The 17,745-nt window shown below is 48.9% G+C and carries 16 protein-coding genes, 1 pseudogene and 1 riboswitch; of the genes and pseudogenes, 11 read left to right on the top strand and 6 right to left on the bottom strand.

Annotated elements, in window-relative coordinates; genetic code table 11:
- Positions 1-3: 3 nt before the first annotated feature.
- The gene (locus ACFRAM_RS11465; RefSeq protein ID WP_379465964.1) at positions 4-1,323 is read left to right on the top strand and encodes an ATP-binding protein; all 1,320 of its coding nucleotides are present in this window, start codon (positions 4-6) and stop codon (positions 1,321-1,323) included.
- A complete protein-coding gene (locus tag ACFRAM_RS11460) occupies positions 1,320-3,518 on the top strand; it encodes a DEAD/DEAH box helicase (protein ID WP_379465963.1) in 2,199 nt (732 codons plus the stop codon). Before ACFRAM_RS11465 ends, ACFRAM_RS11460 begins: the two co-directional genes overlap by 4 nt.
- 124 nt (positions 3,519-3,642) lie before the next feature.
- On the opposite strand, the gene ACFRAM_RS11455 is transcribed toward ACFRAM_RS11460, so the two are convergent.
- The 3 genes from ACFRAM_RS11455 to ACFRAM_RS11445 all read right to left on the bottom strand — a co-directional run bounded on the left by ACFRAM_RS11455 (position 3,643) and on the right by ACFRAM_RS11445 (position 5,782).
- Positions 3,643-4,413: a GNAT family N-acetyltransferase gene (locus tag ACFRAM_RS11455; RefSeq protein WP_379465962.1), complete on the bottom strand. Its 771-nt coding sequence runs from the start codon at positions 4,411-4,413 to the stop codon at positions 3,643-3,645.
- Between the two features lie 41 nt (positions 4,414-4,454).
- Positions 4,455-4,820 (bottom strand): hypothetical protein, encoded by a 366-nt coding sequence (locus ACFRAM_RS11450; RefSeq protein ID WP_379465961.1) that lies wholly within the window; start codon positions 4,818-4,820, stop codon positions 4,455-4,457.
- Positions 4,821-4,912: 92 nt separating this feature from the next.
- Positions 4,913-5,782, bottom strand: coding sequence for a helix-turn-helix transcriptional regulator (locus ACFRAM_RS11445; protein ID WP_379465960.1), 870 nt, complete (start codon positions 5,780-5,782; stop codon positions 4,913-4,915).
- A gap of 257 nt (positions 5,783-6,039) precedes the next feature.
- Here ACFRAM_RS11445 and melA point away from each other — a divergent pair, with 257 nt between their 5' ends.
- The 3 genes from melA to ACFRAM_RS11430 all read left to right on the top strand — a co-directional run bounded on the left by melA (position 6,040) and on the right by ACFRAM_RS11430 (position 9,534).
- Positions 6,040-7,338: an alpha-glucosidase/alpha-galactosidase gene (melA, locus tag ACFRAM_RS11440; RefSeq protein WP_379465959.1), complete on the top strand. Its 1,299-nt coding sequence runs from the start codon at positions 6,040-6,042 to the stop codon at positions 7,336-7,338.
- A gap of 106 nt (positions 7,339-7,444) precedes the next feature.
- The gene (locus tag ACFRAM_RS11435; RefSeq protein WP_379465958.1) at positions 7,445-8,146 is read left to right on the top strand and encodes a response regulator transcription factor; all 702 of its coding nucleotides are present in this window, start codon (positions 7,445-7,447) and stop codon (positions 8,144-8,146) included.
- The gene (locus ACFRAM_RS11430) at positions 8,143-9,534 is read left to right on the top strand and encodes a sensor histidine kinase (protein WP_379465957.1); all 1,392 of its coding nucleotides are present in this window, start codon (positions 8,143-8,145) and stop codon (positions 9,532-9,534) included. The genes ACFRAM_RS11435 and ACFRAM_RS11430 overlap by 4 nt, the downstream gene beginning before the upstream one ends.
- 207 nt (positions 9,535-9,741) lie before the next feature.
- Here the strand turns inward: ACFRAM_RS11430 and ACFRAM_RS11425 are convergent.
- Positions 9,742-10,167: pseudogene (locus ACFRAM_RS11425) on the bottom strand (C40 family peptidase); the annotation flags it as partial.
- A 379-nt stretch (positions 10,168-10,546) separates the two neighbouring features.
- On the opposite strand from ACFRAM_RS11425, the gene ACFRAM_RS11420 reads away from it, so the two are divergent.
- Positions 10,547-11,227, top strand: coding sequence for a succinylglutamate desuccinylase/aspartoacylase family protein (locus ACFRAM_RS11420; RefSeq protein ID WP_379465956.1), 681 nt, complete (start codon positions 10,547-10,549; stop codon positions 11,225-11,227).
- A 250-nt stretch (positions 11,228-11,477) separates the two neighbouring features.
- On the opposite strand, the gene ACFRAM_RS11415 is transcribed toward ACFRAM_RS11420, so the two are convergent.
- On the bottom strand, positions 11,478-12,863 hold the full coding sequence (locus ACFRAM_RS11415; RefSeq protein WP_379465955.1) for a hypothetical protein: 1,386 nt from the start codon (positions 12,861-12,863) through the stop codon (positions 11,478-11,480).
- 210 nt (positions 12,864-13,073) lie between these two features.
- Here ACFRAM_RS11415 and ACFRAM_RS11410 point away from each other — a divergent pair, with 210 nt between their 5' ends.
- The 4 genes from ACFRAM_RS11410 to ACFRAM_RS11395 all read left to right on the top strand — a co-directional run bounded on the left by ACFRAM_RS11410 (position 13,074) and on the right by ACFRAM_RS11395 (position 16,214).
- Positions 13,074-14,219 (top strand): MGDG synthase family glycosyltransferase, encoded by a 1,146-nt coding sequence (locus tag ACFRAM_RS11410; protein ID WP_379465954.1) that lies wholly within the window; start codon positions 13,074-13,076, stop codon positions 14,217-14,219.
- A gap of 64 nt (positions 14,220-14,283) precedes the next feature.
- A riboswitch (Fluoride riboswitch) is annotated at positions 14,284-14,347 on the top strand.
- A 64-nt stretch (positions 14,348-14,411) separates the two neighbouring features.
- On the top strand, positions 14,412-15,746 hold the full coding sequence (locus ACFRAM_RS11405) for a voltage-gated chloride channel family protein (protein ID WP_379465953.1): 1,335 nt from the start codon (positions 14,412-14,414) through the stop codon (positions 15,744-15,746).
- A gap of 65 nt (positions 15,747-15,811) precedes the next feature.
- Complete coding sequence (locus ACFRAM_RS11400) at positions 15,812-15,964, top strand: hypothetical protein (RefSeq protein WP_379465952.1); 153 nt, start codon at positions 15,812-15,814, stop codon at positions 15,962-15,964.
- A 31-nt stretch (positions 15,965-15,995) separates the two neighbouring features.
- Positions 15,996-16,214, top strand: coding sequence for a hypothetical protein (locus tag ACFRAM_RS11395; RefSeq protein WP_379465951.1), 219 nt, complete (start codon positions 15,996-15,998; stop codon positions 16,212-16,214).
- On the opposite strand, the gene ACFRAM_RS11390 is transcribed toward ACFRAM_RS11395, so the two are convergent.
- The gene (locus tag ACFRAM_RS11390) at positions 16,211-16,390 is read right to left on the bottom strand and encodes a hypothetical protein (protein ID WP_066369436.1); all 180 of its coding nucleotides are present in this window, start codon (positions 16,388-16,390) and stop codon (positions 16,211-16,213) included. The two genes, ACFRAM_RS11395 and ACFRAM_RS11390, sit on opposite strands and share 4 nt — an antisense overlap.
- Positions 16,391-16,766: 376 nt before the next feature.
- Between ACFRAM_RS11390 and ACFRAM_RS11385 the strand changes: the two genes are divergently transcribed.
- Positions 16,767-17,405 carry an HD domain-containing protein gene (locus ACFRAM_RS11385; RefSeq protein ID WP_379465950.1) on the top strand — a complete coding sequence of 213 codons (639 nt, stop codon included), beginning with the start codon at positions 16,767-16,769 and terminating at the stop codon, positions 17,403-17,405.
- Positions 17,406-17,745: the final 340 nt, after the last annotated feature.

Below are 17,745 nucleotides of genomic sequence, written 5' to 3'. Positions count from 1 at the left end.
TGGATGAATGAGCTGAAAATACCGAAACGGATGACGACGGCACTCGTCAACTCTCTGACCGCAGGGGTTGTGCCACGGATCGGGCTGGAGCATATTGCCGTTGGCCGCAGGCCGGAGATCGAAGCGATCCTGCGTGATATGGATAACATTGCTGAAGGCGGTGCCGCCTTCAAGCTGATCACGGGCAAGTTTGGTAGCGGCAAAAGCTTTTTACTGCAAATGATCCGCAATTACGCGATGGATCGGGATTTTGTTGTAGCAGATGCTGACCTCTCCCCGGAACGGCGCCTGGTCGGAACAAAAGGACAGGGTTTGGCTACCTATCGTGAGCTGATGAGCCATTTATCGACCCGCACCCGGCCGGATGGTGGCGCGCTGGAGATTGTGCTGCAGAAGTGGATTCTCTCGCTTCAGCAGACTGTGATGCGGGAACAGGGCTACGGCCCTGAGCATGCCGGTCTTGGCGAAGCTGTGGAGAAGCAGATTTATGCTGTGGCTTCCGAGATGAGGGGGCTGGTCCACGGCTTTGATTTTGCCAAGATACTAGCTTCCTACTGGAATGGCCATAAGCTGGCCGATGATGATCTGAAGCAGGACGCACTCCGCTGGCTGCGCGGTGAATTCGCTACAAAGACCGAAGCAAGAAAAGCGCTCGGTGTTGGTGTCATCATTGACGACGACAACTGGTACGACTACATGAAGCTGTGGGCGGAATTCACAGCGGCTATCGGGTACAAGGGGCTGCTTCTCTTTATTGACGAGGGTGTCAACTTGTACAAGATTACGAATAGTATTTCACGGCAGAGCAATTATGAGAAGCTGCTCACGATGTTCAATGATACGATGCAGGGGAAGGCGGAGCATCTGGGGATTTTCCTTGGCGGGACCCCACAATTCGTTGAGGACGGCCGGCGGGGTTTGTTCAGCTATGAGGCTCTGCGTTCCCGGCTCGTGGCTGGGCGGTATGCCGCAACAGGGCTGAACACCTTTACTGGGCCGATCATCGGTCTGGAGATGCTTTCACCGGAAGAGATCCTTGTTCTGCTGGAGCGGCTGCGCGATATTCATGCCCTGCATTACGGATATGAGTCGACGCTGAGCCGGGAGCAACTTGTACACTTCATGGAGGAAGCCGTCGGCAGACTAGGTGCGGACGAGCTGTTGACACCACGGGAGATCGTACGTGACTTCATGGATCTGCTGCATTCGCTGCACCAGCATCCGGAGCTGTCCTTTGAGAAGCTGGTGGGTGAAACGAAGGCTAAGGGTGACGAGACCGAGCAAAGCGAGATGGATTCGTTATTAGCGGAGTTTGAGCTATGAGCGAGAACCCTTTTTATCGGCTGGCTCCATTTATTAAGGAATTTATATATAAAAATCGTTGGGAGACTCTGCGCGAAGCTCAGGTTGACGCCTGCCGGGTACTGTTCGAAACGCCGAATCATTTGCTGATTGCTTCTGGTACAGCATCGGGCAAAACGGAGGCGGCTTTCTTTCCGGCACTGACCGAGTTGTACGAGCGTCCCTCAGATTCTGTTGGGATTTTATATATCGCGCCGCTCAAAGCGTTGATCAACGATCAATTTACAAGGTTGAACGACCTGCTGCGTGAGGGCGGCATCCCGGTGTGGCATTGGCATGGAGACGTTCCCCAGGCTGAGAAGACGAAGCTGATGCAAAAGCCGTCCGGTGTGCTCCAGATTACCCCCGAATCGCTGGAAGGGCTACTGATGAACCGGCCGAATGCTATTCCGGCCTTGTTCAATGATCTGCGCTTCATCGTTATTGATGAAGTGCATGCGTTTATGGGCGGCGATCGCGGCATCCAGGTCCTCAGCCAGCTGGCGCGAATTTCGCGCATGGCAGGCTGTTCGCCGCGGAGGATCGGACTCTCGGCGACGCTCAGCGACTACGAGTCCGTGACGAAGTGGCTGGCGGCGGGAACCCGCCAGCCCGTCGAGATCTCGGCGCCGCAGGGCGGGCGGAAGCTCCGCCTAAGCGTCGAGCATTTCTCGTTCCCGGACGCCAGGGACGAGAAGGGGGCCGAGCAGCTTGAGCTGGCTCGGCAGTCGTATTTTGATTACATCTACGACTACACCCACCTGAAGAAAGCGCTGATCTTCACCAACAGCCGTACCGATGCTGAATCGGCGATTCTGGAGATGCGGCGGATCGCCGCGAAGCGGGGGGAACGGGATGTTTTTCACGTTCACCATGGCAGTATTTCAGCGCTGCTTCGGGAGGAGACCGAAGCAGCGCTCAGACAGGGTCCGGGCCCGGCGGTGGCCGCCGCAACCTTGACCCTGGAGCTTGGTATTGACCTGGGCGAGCTGGAGCGGGTAATCCAGCTCGGTGCGCCTTACAGCTGCGCGAGCTTCGTGCAGCGGCTGGGGCGTTCCGGTCGGCGGGGCGACGCCGCCTCCGAGATGATTTTTGTCACGCCAGAGGAAGAAGACGAAGAGGCACAGCTGCCCGCCCGTATGCCCTGGAGCCTGCTGCGGGCCATCGCTGTAATCGAGCTGTACGTGCGGGAGAAATGGGTGGAGCCGCTGGCGGTGCGGAAGCTGCCGGTAGGGCTGTTATACCATCAGACGATGAGCATTTTGAAGAGCATGGGCGAGGCTGAGCCGGATGATCTAAAAGAAGCGGTGCTGAGTCTGCCATCCTTCAGGGAGGTTGCTCCCGAGGATTATGATGACTTTCTTACCTACTTGCTGGGTATGGGGCAGATCGAAAAGATGGAAGAGGGCAGCCTGCTGATTGGGCTGGCTGGTGAGAAAATCGTCAACAACTTCCGTTTCTACGCAGTATTCAAGGACGATGAAGAGCATGTCGTCTATAACGGAACGGAAGAGATCGGCTCTATTACGACGGTGCCGCCGCCGGGGTACTGCTTCACGCTCGCTGGCAAGCTGTGGAAGGTGGAGGAGGTAGACAATCGGCACAAGGCCGTGTACGTCAAAACCTCACGCGGCAAGGTGGACACGCTCTGGCTCGGTGCCGGCGGTGATGTGCATACCCGGATCATGACCAAGATCCGGGAGGTGCTGGGGGATACAGCGCTGTATCCATATTTGGCACCTAGTGCGGCAGCCAGACTGGAACGAGCACGCCGTCTGGCCAAGGAAAGCGGCCTGCTGGAACGCTCGGTACTCCCGGCTGGCGGGGATTCGATGTTCATCCTGCCATGGGCCGGCAGCCGGCAGTTCCGTACCCTTGAACGACTGTTGAAGAACAACCTCAAAGGCAAGCTTAACCTTCGTTCCATAGTGCCAATGGAGCCTTATTACATGGTGGTTGCCGGAAAGACGGATGCCGAAACCTTGGAAGCAGAAATCCTTGCTGAAAGCGCCGCTACAGCAGACCCGCTCGGACTGTTAGCCCCGGACGAGGCTCCGTATCTGGGTAAGTACGACGAGTTCATCCGGCATGATCTGCTGCGCAAAGCATTTTCGCTGGATGGTCTGGATCTCTCAGGTCTGCTTGAAGTCCTGAAGCAGTGGCGGCGTCCGCGATAAATATACTGGTGAGAATTTGACCGGGATAAATGCAAGGAAAACAGGAACAGTCCCAGCATGGGACTGCTCCTGTTTATGTATGACTAAGTTTTATACAAGTGGCCGGAAAAGAATAGTACGAAGATTAGTTGGTCCAGTGTACCAAGGTGATGCAGGGCACTAGTCCGAGCGACTCGGCAAGCCGGATAGAGGTATGGTTGGTTTCAAGCACATGATATCGCGGGATTCGTCCGTCCCGGTGAAGATAGAAGAGTGCTGTTTGCACGACCTTCTTCGCTAATCCCTTGCCTCTCGCTGATTCCACTGTATAGACCGCACCGATCTCCCACACTTGTTCTTCATTACGGAAGGCTAGACAAGTGCTTAGCGGTGTCTCTCCCTCAAAAATAGATACAGAGAATGCACCACTTCGGAAATACTCTTCTATTTCCTCCAGGCTATAGTGATTTCCCTCCCATAACGGCAAGAGGCGGTTATCCAGCAGTTCTAACTGGACAGCCTCCTGTGCGGGTAACATATGCAGATTGGCAGGAGTAGTGTACGTGATATATCCCCGGGCTTTGGTCAATGAAAAATGCTTGGACAATACTGCGTAGTAAGCCTCGTCCTGAAGCTTGAACACAAGTTTGGCGTCTTTTGGCACCAAGGCAAGAAGATGGGGGAACACTGCGGGACTGCTGTATTCCATAAATACAATAAGCTCAGCTTCCGGGTATGTTCGATGATCGTAAGCATAGGCTTCGGCTGGCAACAACAGCAGGACTCCCCGTCCCTCCGGACACTCCACGTAGTGGCAGTTCATCACATGGCTGAAATACGTCACCATTTTGAGCAAGGTGATGTTCCTGAGCGGCTGCTCACGCAAATACTTTAGAATAGTATCCCTCTGGTCCATTGTTGTCAGGCTCCCCTCTTCATATATGGCTGCCTGTATAGTTACTTCTTGACATAATCCCCGGCATATTTCCCTTCATAGAAAAAGCCGTCTAGTTCCGCAGCAATAGCAACATCAGTCTCAACATTTCTGACTTTGTACACCTTTGTTCCTACTTCAAAGTGATTGGAAAAGACATCCGAAGTGAATTTGTGCGACTTTTCATTAGAGATCTCCTCCACTGTTCCGAGTTCTTTTTCAATCTCTGCAGTTGTCTTGAGATCAAACGAATACAGCTTGCCGTCCCATACAATAAATCTGGAAGTCCAGTCGGGGCTGCCTACGTATTGTTTTTTTGTTGCCGAGGAACAGCCAACCACCGTAATTATAAGCAGTGCTGTTACAAGTACCAAAAATATTTTTTTCATGTCTATTTCCTCCTCAGCAGTATTTTGAAATTTATCTTTAATTTTATGCTTCTTTTTTTCAGAAAGCTACTGAAAATTCTCATTCTGTTTTTTTAGCCTCCCTCATTGCGTTTTTCCAACCGGTATTCACTTGGCGACATCCCGCTCCATTTGCGGAATTGCTTGGAGAAATACAGTGCATCGTTAAAACCGACAGAAGAAGCCACTTGATCAATTGCCAGATGTCCGCGAAGCAATTCTTCGGCTTTGTTCATACGGACTTTCATCAAATATTGCTTAGGAGACATCCCGGTTCTGACCTTGAAGGCTTTGGATAAGTGAGCCCGGTGATAGCCAAGGGAGGAGGCCATATGATCAATGTTGACCTGCTGATGATACTCAAAGGTAATCCAGCGTATGGCCTGATCGATCTGCCGGTCGATGATGCTGGGCATCGCTTGAGACGGAACAGAGAGAGTACTGCGATTGTCATAACCAAACTGATGAAGGAGGAGACGCAGCCAGCCGGAAGCCTCCAGACTTTCCAATTGAGGATACGGCGATTGTTGAAAGGAAAGCCGTGTCTTCTCATACAGAAATCTTAGTTCCGACAAATGTTCGGAGTGAATGACTGGCTGCTCTTTCGTGATACCGACTCTGCTGAGCAGTGCCGGGACAGCATCGCCCCTAAGACCGACCCATGCATAAGACCATGGCTTGGGCGTGTCGGCCTGATAGCAGAACAAAGCGCCTGGAAAGATAATAAAGGTATCTCCTGAACTGCAGGGATGAATCTTCCCGCTTCCGCTCTGAAAGGTGCCTTCTCCATCAAAGACCGTATGAATCAGATAATAGTCGTGGACAGACGGACCGACCTTATGACCGGGAACCGGTGAAGCTTCACCGCTGAATAATACGGTCAAATCTGGTTCGTCCGGTATCAGGTTAAAGCCGGATGTATAAGATGAATGTTCTGGACTCATAACGTAAAGCCGCCTCCTGGACAATTGAAAATAGAACCGGAGACCATTATAGCAAATTTAGATCCATGCAACAAAAATCCATATGTCTCTTGTATTTCTCCATATTCAATCGAAGCGTGCTAATTTATAGTGGATATTGAAAAGAGCGACGCTGAATGCCTGCTGTTAGTGCATTTTAAGGCGGATTACTCCTTGTGATGCAACAGGATTTATAATTAATGCAGTCTTCAGTGTATACATTCGAAGGAGGATTTCACATGTCCAAAATTACATTTATCGGTGCAGGCAGCACCGTGTTTGCCAAGAACGTACTGGGTGACTGCATGAGAACACCTGCCCTGCAAGGTTTTGAGCTGGCCTTGTTTGATATTGATCCGGTTCGTCTTGCTGATTCGGAGAACATGCTGAATAATATTAAATCTTCCCATGGATCGACTTGTCTAGTCAAAGCCTACACTGACCGCAAAGAAGCACTGCGCGGTGCCAAATATGTAATTAATGCGATTCAGGTCGGTGGTTACGATCCGTGCACAATTACTGATTTCGAAATTCCGAAGAAATATGGTCTTCGCCAGACCATTGCAGACACAGTCGGCATCGGCGGAATTTTCCGCAATCTCCGCACGATTCCTGTCATGCTGGATTTCGCTGCAGATATCCGGGAAGTCTGTCCGGATGCCCTGTTCATGAACTATACGAACCCAATGGCAGTGCTGACGAATGTCATGAGTACGTACGGAGGCGTTAAGACGGTTGGCCTGTGTCACAGCGTGCAGCACTGCGTTCAGGATTTGTTCAGGGATCTTGGCATGGATCATAAGGGTGTTCAGGGCAAGATTGCCGGTATCAACCATATGGCTTGGTTATTGGAAGTGACCAAGGATGGTGAGGATCTGTACCCGGAAATTAAACGCCGGGCGGCAGAGAAGCAGAAGGAGCATCACCATGACATGGTCCGTTATGAGATGATGCTGAAATTCGGTTACTATATCACCGAGTCTTCCGAGCACAATGCAGAGTATCACCCTTACTTTATCAAACGTAACTATCCAGAGCTGATCGAGCGCTTCCAGATTCCACTGGACGAGTATCCGCGCCGGTGCGTGGAGCAGATTGGAAACTGGAAAAATATGCGTGAAGATCTGGTCAATAACCCGGGCCTTCAGCATGAACGCTCCGCTGAATATGCATCTTACATCATGGAGGCTATTGAGACGAATGTGCCGTTCAAAATCGGCGGCAACGTCATGAATACTGGCCTAATTACCAACTTGCCTAAAGAAGCCTGTGTTGAGGTGCCGTGTCTGGTTGATGCCAGCGGTATTACGCCAACATTTGTAGGCGATCTTCCGCCACAATGCGCAGCCCTGAACCGTACCAATATCAATACCCAATTGCTGACGATTGAAGCAGCGATCACACGCAAGAAGGAGCATATTTATCACGCGGCTATGCTGGACCCGCATACATCTGCGGAGCTGTCGATGGATGATATCATCGCGATGTGTGATGATCTGATCGAAGCCCATGGAGATTGGTTGCCGCAGTACAACTAATATTCAGGAATAAGAATGGAAGAAGGACAGGATACTATTCCCAGAAGGGAAATATCCTGTCCTTTTTGTATACTGCATTCGTATTCCATGTGAAGGAGGTATTGCCATGAGTAAATCAGTCCTGGTGATTGATGACGAGGAACGGATATCTAGGCTGCTTCAGCTCGAGCTATCCCATGAAGGTTATGAGGTTGAGATTGCCCATGATGGAAGAGAAGGTCTGGAGCTGGCGCTCGGACAGTCTTGGGATATCATCATTCTGGACATCATGATGCCAGGCCTGAATGGAGTAGAAGTCCTGCGCAGATTGCGCAAAGCGGATGAGACTACACCAGTTATTCTTGTTACTGCTCGAAATACGACGCCTGATATTGTATCTGGATTGGATCAGGGAGCCAATGACTATATTACGAAACCTTTTGAGATTGAAGAACTGCTGGCAAGAATTAGGGCGCATATTCGCACGCCTGCCGTGAATCCGCAGCCACAGGGAGAAGAGAGCCCTGTTATCGAAGCAGACAATTTGACTATCAATAAACAGACCAGAGATGTCACTAGAGGAGAGCAACGGATTGAGCTAACGCCCAAGGAGTTCGACTTGCTTGTGTATATGATCGAACACAAGAATCACGTCTTGAGCAGGGAGCAGATCATCAAGGATGTCTGGGATTTTGAGTTCGTGGGAGACACGAATGTAGTGGATGTGTACATCCGTTACTTGCGGCAGAAGATCGATAAGGGCCACAAGAAGAAGCTGATCAAGACCAGCCGGGGTATAGGATACAGCATTCGGGAGGAAGACGATTGAAGATCGGTACCCGAATTAATCTTCTCACTTCCTTGGTCCTCATTGGTATTCTCCTGTTTGTCGATATCACTGTATACTGCCTATACATCACGAATGCTACCCGTAACGCAAATGAGCTGATCCTGAGTAAATGGGAGCCGATTGTGAACAAGGCTGCTGCCCTCCCGGAGGCAGAACAGGAGCTCCTGCTCCGAAGTTCCCTGACACAAAGTACCTATATACGTATATCCGATTTCCTTAACAATAAAGTCTATGAAATAACGCATGGAAAAGATATGAATTTGAGCGGTATTTCCTTCAAGTATGCCAGGCACCGGAAGTGGCTCCTTCTGGAGCGGGAAAATGAGTTAGTTATGGTCGTACATATTCCGGTCATGGTAGAGAATAAAGTGACCAGCGGTTATGAGATCGCTGCGAAGCTGGATGGTCTGAAGGCAAGCATTCAAAATCTTCTAACCATCCTTAGCATTTCGTCATTGATCGCTGTCCTCTTATGTCTGGCAGCAGGTAAGCTGGTGTCCCGGACCATTTTGAAGCCCATCACTAAAAGCATCCAGACTATGCGGAAGAATGAAGAGAGCCTGACCTTTAACACCATTCCTCTACAAGGTTCCGCTCGTGATGAGCTTTATGATCTGACAGAGACCTTCAACCGAATGATTGGACGATTGGAAGAAAGCTTTTGGAAGCAGCAGCAATTTGTATCCGATGCCTCTCATGAACTGAATACGATGTTGACGATTATTGAGGGTTATGCCAATATGCTGAAGCGATGGGGGAACGAGGATCAGGCGGTGCAGGAAGAGGCGATTCAGTCGATCTATGAGGAAACTAAGCGTATGCGTAAGATGACCCGGCAGCTGCTTATGCTGGCCTCTTCGCAGCAAAGCACAAAGCTGAATCTGGAGTCAGTGAATATGGTGGAGGTCTGCCAGCAGGTGATTGCCCGCTTCCATTTGATTAACGAGCGTACAATTCGGCTACATGCCAGTCCCGAGGCGAAGGATATTGAAGCAGACCGCAATAAAATTGAGCAGCTGCTGATTATCTTGGTGGACAATGCGCAGAAATACAGTTCTCAAGTGGTAGATATTTTTATCTCCGAAAAAGATGGAGAAGTTACGGTTGCTGTGAAGGATCAAGGAATCGGAATTCCGCAGCACGAGATCAAACACGTCTTCGAGCGGTTCTATCGCGTGGACAATTCACGGCACCGCAAGACGGGAGGGACCGGTCTGGGTCTTCCGATTGCCAAATCTATTGTGCAGGAGCATGACGGCTTAATCTGGATTGAAAGCGTGGAGGGCGAGGGAACCACTGTAAGTGTCAGGCTGCCTGTAACATCAACTCCACATCCGGCAAAAGATTCGGGAGAGACCAGATGTTAATCTCCTATAGACGAGCCGCGGCAAAGCCACACCCAAAGTTATCGGATGTGGCTGTAGTATTATAGTGGTCTATTTTTCAAAATTAAAGTATCCAAAAAGATCTTGTGACGCATTATCGCCGTTATTGCTATTACTGCTGCTACTGCTGTTATCGTCGTTATTGCTGTTATCCATCGCTGAATGGGAGACAGCTTGTCCGCTTGATGGCAGAACACGACGCGCTGTTGTGTAATGCGAATCCCACCAGCCGGAATTCAGATTCGTGACGGTGACACCGCCTTTGCCGTAGGTATGCAGTATCTTGCCGTCGCCCATATAAATAGCTACATGGTGAATAGGGGAGTAGAAGAAGACGAGATCACCCGGTTGCAGCTGACTTCTTGATACATAAGTGCCCGCAGTAGATTGTTGGGTTGATGTACGTGGAAGGGTAACGCCGTTCTGCTTGAATACGTATTGAGTGAAGGACGAGCAGTCGAAGGAACTTGTATTTCCTGTCTTAGCTCCAAATTTATAAGGAGTTCCCTGGAATTTTAACCCGGTTGCAATGATGCTATCTGCTACAGAAGAAGTCTGACTCGATGCGGCATAGGCTGTACTGGAACCGTCCAAGATAGCAACACCTGAAGTCATCAGGGCAAGCCCTAAGCTGACACCGACACAAAGCTTGCGGATACGTTGTTTGTTATGGATACTCATACATTACCTCCTATGGTTTTGTGCGGGCTGATTACCCTGAGAACACCATAGCATAGATAAAATAACCATAACTTACCATGCAACCTTGGATCTCGCTTGTGCCAACCGGTGTGGAGAGTTTATTAGAGTACGCTGAGAAATTTCACATCTTTTTCTTATTGACACACTTATAGAATGGAGACTTGGGGACTTCATAGCTGCGGCGGTGGGGTCTTTTTGCTGTTTTGTCCAACCCCCTGCAAAGAAACAAGCATAAAAATATAGTGTTATTTCTGCATCACAGCAGGGCGAAATCATCAGGAGGTGGGAAACGGTGATCGTGAAAAAACATAGTTTAGCACCGGGTTCAGCCTATAACACACCTTATCATGTTATCAGAGGAAGCCAGCGGGGACCGGTCTTTATGATTGTCGCGGGGATACACGGAAATGAAACGGCCAGCATGAAAGCAGCACAGCGGATAGTGGATCAACTTCGTCATGGAAGTAGGGGTATTCAGCGAGGGACCTTGATTATCGTGCCGATTCTGAATAAACAAGCATACCGTAAGCGGATTCGTGGAATGCCTGACCTTAACCGCACATTCCCTATGCAGAAAAATGAAGCAGCGAGCCATCCACTGGCTTCATCTTTGTGCCGGTTGATGCGGAGCTACCGCCCATCCTGGTATCTGGATCTTCACGAAGCCAATGGGTTGTCCCAGCGGAGCGAGCATGTGCTGGGTCAAAGCCTGGTCGTCAGCCCGGGGAATCCGGCAGTGCCTGCTGTCCGCCATGTTCTTAAAGGCATCAACGGGACTATAGGAGTAGAATCCCTGCGTTTCAACATTCGTCTGCGCTCCCGGTCCGGCACTTCAAGGATGGCGGCCTCCCGGTTGTTTGGTGCGAAGGCAGTGACCGTTGAGACCTGCTGGAGTCTAAATCATACTGACCGGGTGCATTATCAAATGGATATCATTTATCGATTCCTGCGTTACGCGGAGTTAATGTCTTGATTACTCGTCTATATAAGATGAACTTCAGATTCGAACGTAAGGCTCTGTCGTCACTACGGTGGAATGTTTGGACTTCCGGCCGCTGTTGTCTCCTGATTTCTTTTAATTGTACTGATGCTGCGGTTGAAATCCGGAGAGCTTATGCTTCCGATGTGAGCTTTCCTGCGGAAAGCTTTCAGGCGGTCGCTATCGCTCCTACAGTTCCAAACTTCCCCCTTCGTTCCTCCTCGCTTTTTGTTACTTTCATTGTTCATTTTATTGAAAATACACTCCCGTATCTTCCCTTATACACGGGATCTCCGAAGTCCTTAACCCACTCATTGTAAAGCTTGCGGGAGACGCCGTTATGGACAATGACATAATCGGGATGATCGGCTTTGACAATCTCCGGCAAGTATTCTGAGAACCCGTACATGGAGCGTTCAAAAGCTGTCCAGCCCAAGGCACCTATAGATTCTTTGGTGATAAAAGGGTCCTGTCTTCCGTCACAGAGGATATCCCCGCCACGGAACATCACGTAACCGGATGAGCCGTAGCGGGAGAATACCCGTGGGCGCACACCGTCCGGAGTTTTGTCAAGAATATAGGTCATCTCATCGACGGGATAGCTTTTGGCATCTACCACGGGCGGAACGAGAAAGATGTAGGCGGTATTGATTGCCAGGCCCAGCGTTAAGCAGAGCAGAATCGTTTTTCGTGCGGGCACATACGCGAACTTGCGGAAACGGGATACCTTCGGAAGCGCCTCGAAGAACACGGCGGCAAAGTATGGGATGAATAGCCACATGAACAAATTTTGTTTGAAGTTGGACACCCCCAGATACAGAATCCCGAGCATCATAAAGAACCGGAACGGCTTACGTTGCAAGGCAAAAGGCAATGTAGCGGCGAAAAATAGCAGGAGCAGCAGAATCGGAAGATTCAATAGCTTGTTAAATTGAAGCGGCTGCCATTCGTTAATCAGCAGATTGAAGTTCTTCTGGGTGACGGCCAGGATGAACAGCAGGCTTTTTAATCCGCCGGGGTTGGCTAGGCCAGCAAGCCAAGTAAGCACATAAACGATGATATGGCGTCTGGTCCATGTTTTGGCAATCAGTGCTTCCAGGAACGTCATTCCCGTGAACACAGCGATGACGAGCCACACGCCCGCGTGAAAGTTGGCGATAGCACAGGACAGGAGGATCATCGCGGCTGCGTATCGTTTTTTGGCAACCATCTGAAATTCACGCATGTAAACAAAAAACCACACAATCATAAACGCGGAGATCATTTGTGGCCGGCCTTTGAAGTAATTATAATAAATCCAGCAACTGATCAGCAGCACAAAGGGCAACAGCAGTGGATGGTTCTCTGATAGACCCAGCTCTTTGCGTGAAACCCGTCCTAACCGTAGCAACCCTAGAATAAGTAACAATAGACACACAGCAGTCAATATGTATATCCCCGGCCAGCCGAACGCTTGATATAGCGGCGCAACGAGTAGCTGGAATCCGAATTCATGCGGTACATAAGGCAGTTCATCCCCGTAAAATGTATGTATAGCGTGATGCAGCACCTGACCGTGCTCAATCATATAACGCCCCACTTCGATATGCCAAAAAGTATCCGGATCATTATACGAATATTTGGGTATCATTACCAAGATGAATCCTATAATTAGTACACAATATAAGATATGGATAGCTTTTGGCTTCATTAGATCAGTTCCTTCTCCAGTTTTCTCCTACTATACAGTGACTTCCCTAAGGAATGGTTAATATTCTGACATTTTACATACGGTATTTATAGTCCGTTTATGATTAAGGTTTACAGTGGAGAGGAGCCTATACCAAAAAGGAGACTTCTTATGAAAATAAATCCGGTTGTCCTCATCGTATCCTCCGCTTTTGGCGACGGTCATGCCAAGACAGCGCAAGCGCTGCAGCAGTCTTTTATGGCGCGCGGGGTAGAGCAGGTGTATATTGTTGATTTGTTTGCGGAAGTTCACCCTTTTCTGAATGCAGTTTCCCGTACCTTTTATTTGAAAAGCACGGCTTACGCTCCCGGTCTGTACGGCATGCTGTACGATATGACAAGTCGAATGAAGCCGGGCCAGCCGCTCAGCCGTTTTTTACATTCCATGGGGAAGCGTAAGGTCGAAGAAGTTCTGAAGCGTCTGAAACCAGATGTTATTATTCATACGTTTCCTTATTTGGCTGCCTCCGAGCTTAGTGAGAAAGTCGGTATGCAAGTGCCGATATTTACCGTGTTGACAGATTATGTCCTGCATGGGCGGTGGATTCATCCTTCGACTTGGAAATACTTTGCACCTTCGGATAGTGTAAAAGAAGCCCTTTTGGCATCAGGAGTACCTCCACAGGCGATCACAGTCAGCGGCATCCCGATTCGTGAAGCATTCCAGAAGATTCCGGATCGAACGGAGCTGCTGCGCAAGCACGGGTTAAATGCAAGCAGACGTTATATTCTTCTCTCTGCAGGAGCTTACGGTGTTTTGGGTAATGTCCAGCGGATTATCCGAACCATTTTGGAGCAATCCGAGTTCGACGTGATCGTACTGTGCGGAAATAACCATAAGCTGCGCCTGAATCTCGAACGTCGTCACCAGTGGAATGATCGGGTGCATATTCAGGGGTACACCGATCAGATTCATGAGCTGATGTCACTCTCGTCCGGGCTCTTGACCAAAGCAGGAGCAATCACTTTGACTGAGGCCTTTTCCCAGTCCTTGCCGGTGATCGTCTACCGCCCTTTACCGGGACAGGAGAAGGGCAATGCCCGCAGTCTGTCTGGGCAAAAAGCGATCTATACCGCGTATAACGAGAAGCAACTGGCCGATTATCTCCACCAGCTTCAGATTAAAAGCGGTCAGGAAGAAGTAGAGTTGTCCATGCATGCCCTCTCTCGTAAGGAATCCTCCCAAGTCATCGTCTCAGAAGTGCTGGATGCATTGGAAGCGGCTTATGATAGACAGATGGTTAGTGAGCCTCACTAATGCTGAGATTACAATACACATTTATCGTTTGACTTCCAGGATATTCTTAATTAATATGGTTGTAGATGAATCGGGCGATGGAGTTCGCCATTAACCGTCTCTTGCAGACTAATGACTCCTACCAGTGAGGTTTTGGCTGGTAGGAGTCTGTTTTGTTATCGGATAAATCTGGGGCATGGGAGTATGGACACGATGAACGATTGGCGAGAACGATGGAGGGCTTATGCGGGAGAGAGGAGCCACTTGGCTATCTGGACCACTGTTGTAAAATGGATCATTCTCGGGAGCTGCATCGGTATTTTAACCGGGACAGCCTCGGCATTGTTCCTAAAAAGTCTGGATTATGTTACGACGCTGCGCATGGAGCATTCATGGCTGCTATTTTTACTTCCGCTTGGGGGTGCGCTGGTCAGCTATTTATATTATCGATATGGTAAGGATAGTATCAAGGGCAATAATCTGATCATAGAAAATATTCAGGGCGGAGAAGCGCCGATTCCACTGCGTATGGCGCCGCTTGTGCTGTTCGGAACGCTCGTCACCCATCTGTTCGGCGGTTCTGCCGGGCGAGAGGGGACTGCGGTACAGATGGGAGGCAGTCTCGCCGACAGCTTCGGCAGATGGATTCGGATCAGCCCGCTGGATCGTAAAATCCTGTTAATGTGCGGGATCAGCGGGGGCTTTGGTTCTATTTTTGGCACACCGCTGGCTGGAACATTGTTTGGGCTTGAAGTGATTGCGCTTGGATTGATCGGCCACCAGGCGCTCCTGCCTTGCTTTGCAGCCAGTTTTGTTGGTGATCTGGTTGCCACGAAGCTGTGGAAGGTGCATCATATTCATTATGCCGTCAGTGAGTTTCCTGCACTGGACTTCCTGGTTGTGCTAAAGGTGCTGATGGCATCCGTGATCTTCGGGCTGGTCGGTATGCTTTTCAGTCAACTTACTCATTTTTTGAAAGTGCACTTTACAATGTTGATCAAGAATCCGATGGTAAAAAGTGCGCTGGGCGGGTTCATTATTATTGCCTTGGTGTACCTCGTCGGGACTAGGGAGTATCTGGGTCTTGGCCTCCCGCTAATCGCGGATTCTTTTCAAGGAGAAGTCTCTCCATTCGCATTTCTCTGGAAACTGATCTTCACCTCGCTTACTCTGGGTACGGGTTTTCAGGGGGGAGAGGTAACGCCGCTGTTCGCCATTGGCGCGACTCTTGGCCATACTTTGGCTGGGCTGCTGCACATGTATGGTCCTTTTCTGGCTTCTCTCGGCTTTATCGCAGTGTTCTGCGGTGCGACGAATACACCGATCGCTTGCTTCCTGATGGGGATTGAGTTGTTTGGATCTGGCGGAGCCATCTATATGTTTATGGCCTGTGTCGTAAGCTATCTCTTCTCTGGTCATACGGGTATTTATACCTCACAGCTGATTGGGATCTCGAAGAGTCATCTAATCTCAATACCGCAAGGGACTACTCTTGCTTCGGTTAAAGAATTGGGTAAGGTGAAGCTCGAGAAGCGGGATGAAGATTAGTCTTCAATTAATTTTCCAATAAGGTAAAAAATGTTATAATCGTGAAGAGGACGGTGATGATAATCATGAGTGTTCTTTTAGTGATTGGTGTTATCATTGCATTTGTTGGTCCATTAGCCTGGTCTTTTGTTGCTGTTGGAAAACGTATATCCGCTGAAGAGAAGAAGGAAGGGAGAGATCTTACGAATGAGATCAATCCTTTTACAGGCGGAAAATAACTTATAAGCCCTGCTCAAGTAGCGGGGCTTTTTGTTATGGAAAAAATGGAGGGACTATGAAGAAAACATTAGAAACTGCCTGACACTAGGTGATGTGGGAAGAATAAGCGGAATGGTGAGGGAGGAATTAGCTGCTCTACGATCTGATGTGGTAACATTTGTTGGAGATTCTCAAAAGATCGGCAGAGCAGCCATCAAAATAATTAATGAAATAGAGCTTCAGTTAGGTAAGGCAAAGCCTAAATATTAGTCCGTATCGAGCAACTCGAGCTTTTCAAGAATTTTAATCGTTGTTAGAGCGGACAACCTAACCGCTAGTTCTACATTACCTGTTAGTACGCCTTCATTTTCCAAAGCTTCTTTATTCTTTGAAAATACCTCTTCAGTTACCTCATTCACAAGATTAACTACGATATCTTTATTCAATTGAATACCTTCCTTCTTGATATTTTACCGACACTTTATATTTCGTCAGAATACAGGAATTTTATTTAGGTCTATAGGTTCAAAATTAAGAATGATAGCGTTACCATGGATATCTGTTGTATTTTATAGTCTTTTTTTCAATAAGAAATTTTTCAATTTTATATACCTGCTGCTGATCAAAGGGGGATTATTAGCTACCCTAACCCACCATCAACAACGCTTACAAAACCCTGTACTGGCAAGCATTATCCCAACCCACCTTATCCTTATGATAGATATAATCTATTTAAATAATAGAATCGATAATATTGATAAATGATAGACCTAGCACTTACAATCGAAGGGTAGCAAAACACATACGAGGAGGAGTTTCATCATGTCGACAAGTATTGCAGACATTAAAATTCCGGATAGCAAATTAGCTCTTGGAGCCGCAGAATTGTTGCGAGATCATGGGGACGAGCTGCTGTGGAATCACTCTCATCGCGTCTTTTTATTCGGGGCCTTGCAAGGAAAGAATGCGGGACTGAAATTTGATTCTGAACTACTATACATTAGCGCTTTGTTTCATGATTTAGGGTTGACCAAGCAGTATAGCAGCCCGGACAAGCGCTTTGAGGTAGATGGTGCGAATGCCGCTCGCGGCTACCTTCAGCAGAATGGGGTTCCCGACGAGTCCAGTCGGCTCGTCTGGGATGCGATTGCGCTGCATACCACCATCGGGGTGGCTCAGTACAAGGAGCCGGAAGTAGCTTTAATTTATTCCGGGGTTGGTTATGATGTGATGGGCGAGAATTTTGAGGCCCTGACAGAGGAAGTGCGAAATCAGGTGACGACAGCCTATCCGCGTAATAACTTCAAAAACCGAATCCTGCCGGCTTTCTTGGAAGGGTTCAAGCATAAACCGGAGACAACCTTCGGCAATATCAAGGCCGATGTTTGTGGTCTGCTGTTACCCGGCTTCAAGCCGACGAACTTCTGCGATTGTGTGCTGCATTCGCCTTGGCAGGAATAATAACAACAGGGGTGTCTCCTCGGCCGGTAATATGGCTGAGCGAGGCACCCCTGTTAAGTTACATTCTTCTGAGATATTATTTCATCATTTGAGTTTAGTAGCTAAGTAACTGGTTATAAAGTAACAATTCCATATTCAGCACAAACCTAAAGTACAAACCTAAAGCACAAATCTAAAGCACAAATCTAAAGCACAAATCTAAAGCACAAATCTAAAGCGCAAATCTAAAGCACAAATCTAAAGCACAAACCCAAACCCAAACCCAAACCCAAACCCAAACCCAAACCCAAACCCAAACCCAAACCCAAACCCAAACCCAAACCCAAACCCAAACCCAAAC

The sequence above is a fragment of the Paenibacillus sp. NPDC056722 genome (assembly GCF_042790635.1).
Classification (GTDB): domain Bacteria; phylum Bacillota; class Bacilli; order Paenibacillales; family Paenibacillaceae; genus Paenibacillus_AQ; species Paenibacillus_AQ agri.
This window is presented reverse-complemented; position numbering and strand designations above follow the sequence as displayed.

Coding starts and splice junctions, on each gene's coding strand:
- ACFRAM_RS11465 (WP_379465964.1), top strand. CDS start 4: ATGAATGAGCTGAAAATACCGAAACGGATGACGACGGCACTCGTCAAC.
- ACFRAM_RS11460 (WP_379465963.1), top strand. CDS start 1,320: ATGAGCGAGAACCCTTTTTATCGGCTGGCTCCATTTATTAAGGAATTT.
- ACFRAM_RS11455 (WP_379465962.1), bottom strand. CDS start 4,413: ATGGACCAGAGGGATACTATTCTAAAGTATTTGCGTGAGCAGCCGCTC.
- ACFRAM_RS11450 (WP_379465961.1), bottom strand. CDS start 4,820: ATGAAAAAAATATTTTTGGTACTTGTAACAGCACTGCTTATAATTACG.
- ACFRAM_RS11445 (WP_379465960.1), bottom strand. CDS start 5,782: ATGAGTCCAGAACATTCATCTTATACATCCGGCTTTAACCTGATACCG.
- melA (WP_379465959.1), top strand. CDS start 6,040: ATGTCCAAAATTACATTTATCGGTGCAGGCAGCACCGTGTTTGCCAAG.
- ACFRAM_RS11435 (WP_379465958.1), top strand. CDS start 7,445: ATGAGTAAATCAGTCCTGGTGATTGATGACGAGGAACGGATATCTAGG.
- ACFRAM_RS11415 (WP_379465955.1), bottom strand. CDS start 12,863: ATGATACCCAAATATTCGTATAATGATCCGGATACTTTTTGGCATATC.
- ACFRAM_RS11410 (WP_379465954.1), top strand. CDS start 13,074: ATGAAAATAAATCCGGTTGTCCTCATCGTATCCTCCGCTTTTGGCGAC.
- ACFRAM_RS11405 (WP_379465953.1), top strand. CDS start 14,412: ATGAACGATTGGCGAGAACGATGGAGGGCTTATGCGGGAGAGAGGAGC.
- ACFRAM_RS11400 (WP_379465952.1), top strand. CDS start 15,812: ATGAGTGTTCTTTTAGTGATTGGTGTTATCATTGCATTTGTTGGTCCA.
- ACFRAM_RS11385 (WP_379465950.1), top strand. CDS start 16,767: ATGTCGACAAGTATTGCAGACATTAAAATTCCGGATAGCAAATTAGCT.